We start from the raw sequence: 3,741 nt of genomic DNA on the forward strand, positions 1-3,741 counted from the left end.
GGATAAGAAGAAATTTGATTTATATGAATATTCTTTCATGTGGAAAGGGATATCTAACTTAGTTATTCTAAAAGAATAATTAAGAAGGGTGGAATCATGGTGTGGGCAAAAATCACGAAGGTGAAAAATTACAACGAGGTCTAGACAACAGGCATATCCAGTTAATAGCACTAGGAGGGGCCATTGGTGTTGGTTTGTTTTATGGTTCAAGTGCAACGATTCAGATGGCTGGACCGTCAATTTTAATCTCCTACTTAATTGGAGGCTTAGTTATTTTTACTATTATGAGGGCATTAGGTGAAATGGCTGTAGATGAGCCCGTTTCCGGTTCATTTAGTTCCTATGCGAATCGTTATTTAGGGCCGTTTGCAGGTTACTTAACAGGGTGGACCTATTGGTTTATGTGGGTTGTCGTTGGGATGGCAGAAATTACAGTAGTTGGTGTATATGTGAACTATTGGTTCCCTGATATTCCACAATGGGTGACTGCACTGGCTACACTAGTGGTTATTACTATGATAAACCTTACTAGTGTAAAAGCATTCGGGGAGTTTGAATTCTGGTTCGCAATGATCAAAGTTGTGGCTATTATTGGAATGATTGTGGTTGGTTTAGGAATGATCCTTCTAGGTATCGGCAACGAAGGTCAGCCAATCGGATTTAACAATCTCTGGGCTCATGGCGGATTTATGCCAAATGGTATGGAAGGTATTTTAATGTCATTGGTGCTAGTAATGTTTTCATTTGGAGGAGTAGAACTGGTCGGAATAACAGCAGGGGAAGCTAAAAACCCGCGAAAATCGATTCCATCAGCCATCAACAATGTGGTCTGGAGGATTTTAATTTTTTATATTGCTGCATTAGGAATCATGATGTGTTTATATCCTTGGAATGAAGTAGGTACAAATGGCAGCCCGTTTGTATTGATATTTGATAAAGTTGGAATTCCTGGAGCAGCCCATATTATTAATTTTGTCGTGTTAACTGCAGCATTGTCTGCTTTTAATAGTGGCCTTTTCAGTACAGGTAGAATGCTTTACAATTTATCACTTCAAAATAACGGTCCGAAATATTTTGGAAAGCTAAACAAGCATTCTACACCAAGACGTGGAATTTTATTTTCATCCTCATTTTTACTAGTGGCGGTATTTTTAAATTATATAGTTCCGGAAAAGGTATTTATGTATATTTCTTCTGTAGCAACCGTTGCAGTTATTACAAGTTGGACCATTATTTTGGTTACACAAATCAAGTTTCGACAATCAAAAACAAAAGAAGAAGTTAAAAAACTAGCATTTAAAATGCCGCTATATCCAGCTTCATCCTACCTAGCCCTTGCTTTCTTAGCAATTGTCATCGTTTTAATGGCTTTTATAGAGGAAATGCGAGTAGCATTAATGGTAGCACCAGTTTGGTTTATAGTTCTTTATGTTGGTTATCGGTATAAAAAGTAAAGGGTGTCAGGCACCATGTGAAGAATTCACATGGTGCCTGACACCTTTTTCACTATATATGACTTTATAACTATCCCTAAAACGAGACAATCGTCGCGGTTTGAATGGGACAAGGTCTGAATAAGATGTAAGTAATCCTGAAAATTGCCATATTTATTTAGTTTTAAGTTGAGGAGGTCAAGAATGATCGAATTTAAGAAGGTAAATAAGTTTTATGGGAATTTTCATGTCTTAAAAGATATTAACCTCACAATCTATCAAGGGGAAGTAGTGGTGGTAATTGGGCCTTCCGGTTCAGGCAAGAGTACATTGCTTCGTTGTATCAATCAACTTGAATCTATCTCGGCCGGGACACTCACTGTGAATGGAATATCCGTAGGGGATAAAAAAACTGATATCAATCAATTAAGGAGAAATATTGGCATGGTATTTCAGCATTTTTATTTATATCCCCACAAAACAGTACTTAAAAATATCACGCTGGCTCCTATGAAAGTACTGGGCCAATCCGAAAAGGAAGCAACAGATACAGCCAGATATTACCTTAACAAGGTAGGGATATTAGATAAGGCTGAAGCTTATCCTTCCCAACTTTCCGGAGGTCAACAGCAGCGTGTAGCCATCGCGCGCGGCCTTGCGATGAACCCGGAAATTATGCTTTTCGATGAACCCACTTCGGCTCTGGATCCTGAAATGATTGGAGAGGTCTTGGATGTCATGAAAGCCCTCGCCAAGGAAGGCATGACGATGGTCGTTGTAACCCACGAAATGGGCTTTGCCAGGGAGGTAGCAGATCGAATCGTATTTATGGATGAGGGACGAATTTTAGAAGAAGCAGTTCCGGCTGAATTTTATGCGCATCCTCGTGAAGAACGGGCGCGCTTATTTCTCAGTCGTATCTTAAATCATTAATTGGAGGTAAAGGAATGTTTAAAACAAAAAACTTCGTAAAAATGGCGTTGGTAACCACAATGGCAGCCTTAATTCTCGCTGGCTGCGGTGGGGACAAGGACTCTAAAGGGAACAGCAAGGATGTCCTTGCTCAGATTAAAGAAGAGAAAAAAATTGTCTTTGGCGTAAAACATGACACTCGTTTGTTTGGGTTAAAAAACCCTTCAACAGGTGAGGTCGAAGGGTTTGATATTGATCTGTCAAAAGCACTCGCCGAAGAAATGTTTGGCAAGGATGTGAAGCCTGAGTACGTAGAGGTGACATCGAAAACTCGGGTAGGACTCCTTAATAATGGGAAGGTGGATGCAGTTGTCGCTACGATGACCATCACGGAGGAACGGAAAAAGGAAGTAGATTTTACCGATGTCTATTTTGATGCTGGGCAATCATTGCTGGTGAAAAAAGGAAGCAAAATTCAGAGTATTAAAGACTTGAAGAAAGGAACAAAGGTTCTTGCTGTGAAAGGGTCGACCTCCACGATAAATATACGTGAGAAAGCTCCAGAAACTACGGTCCTTGAATTCGAAAATTATGCAGAAGCTTTTACCGCGTTAAAGGCCGGTAAAGGGGATGCCCTGACAACGGATGATGCTATTCTTTATGGAATGGCCGAAGAAGATCCTTCTTATGGACTAGTCGGCGGAACATTTACAGAAGAGCCTTACGGAATCGCAGTGAAAAAAGGCAATAAAGCACTTGTCGATGAATTGAATAAAGCATTGAAAAGTCTCAAGGATTCAGGCAAGTACGATGAAATCAAGAATAAATGGATTAAAAATTAATCACATATACCTTGTTTCTCGTCAGGATGAGCAGTAGTCCGGAGGCAAATGACGGGCCTGCTCATCCTGTTTTATGAGGAGGAGATCGATTGTGGATTTCGCGATTCTAACAGATAATATCGACGCATTTTTGCAAGGATTAAAAATAACGATTATTTCCAGTTTAATCGCTTTATTATCCAGTTTCATTTTAGGTACACTGATTGCAGTCCTACGGATGGCTCCAATCAAATTTCTTAACTGGCTAGGTACGGCATATGTTGAATTTATCCGTAATATCCCAGTACTGGTGATTATCTTCTTTACGTATTTGGCTGGTAACTTTGGCGGGTTGACTGCAGGAACGATTGGACTATCAATTTATACTGCGGCTTTCATTGCCGAAGCGATTCGGGCAGGAATTATGTCGGTTCCAAAAGGGCAAATGGAAGCTGCCCGTTCAACAGGTTTAAGTTATGGTCAAGCGATGAGAATGGTAATTCTTCCGCAAGCTATAAAAATTGTTATCCCTTCCCTTGGCAATCAATTTCTCAATCTAGTGAAAAATTCATCTT

At 39.9% G+C, this 3,741-nt stretch carries 4 protein-coding genes; all 4 read left to right on the forward strand.

The features are described 5' to 3' along the window. The first annotated feature begins 101 nt into the window (after window positions 1-101). Complete coding sequence (locus V7659_RS23420; protein WP_335542569.1) at window positions 102-1,454, forward strand: amino acid permease; 1,353 nt, start codon at window positions 102-104, stop codon at window positions 1,452-1,454. A 183-nt stretch (window positions 1,455-1,637) separates the two neighbouring features. Beyond that, window positions 1,638-2,366, forward strand: a complete 729-nt coding sequence (locus tag V7659_RS23425; protein WP_335542570.1) for an amino acid ABC transporter ATP-binding protein — start codon at window positions 1,638-1,640, stop codon at window positions 2,364-2,366. A gap of 14 nt (window positions 2,367-2,380) precedes the next feature. Further along, window positions 2,381-3,187, forward strand: coding sequence for a transporter substrate-binding domain-containing protein (locus tag V7659_RS23430; RefSeq protein ID WP_144548519.1), 807 nt, complete (start codon window positions 2,381-2,383; stop codon window positions 3,185-3,187). 88 nt (window positions 3,188-3,275) lie between these two features. Beyond that, window positions 3,276-3,741 (forward strand): amino acid ABC transporter permease (locus V7659_RS23435; protein WP_335542571.1); only part of this gene is annotated, 466 nt, incomplete at its 3' end.

It is taken from the genome of Neobacillus drentensis (assembly GCF_036966985.1).
Classification (GTDB): Bacteria; Bacillota; Bacilli; order Bacillales; family Cytobacillaceae; genus Neobacillus; species Neobacillus drentensis_E.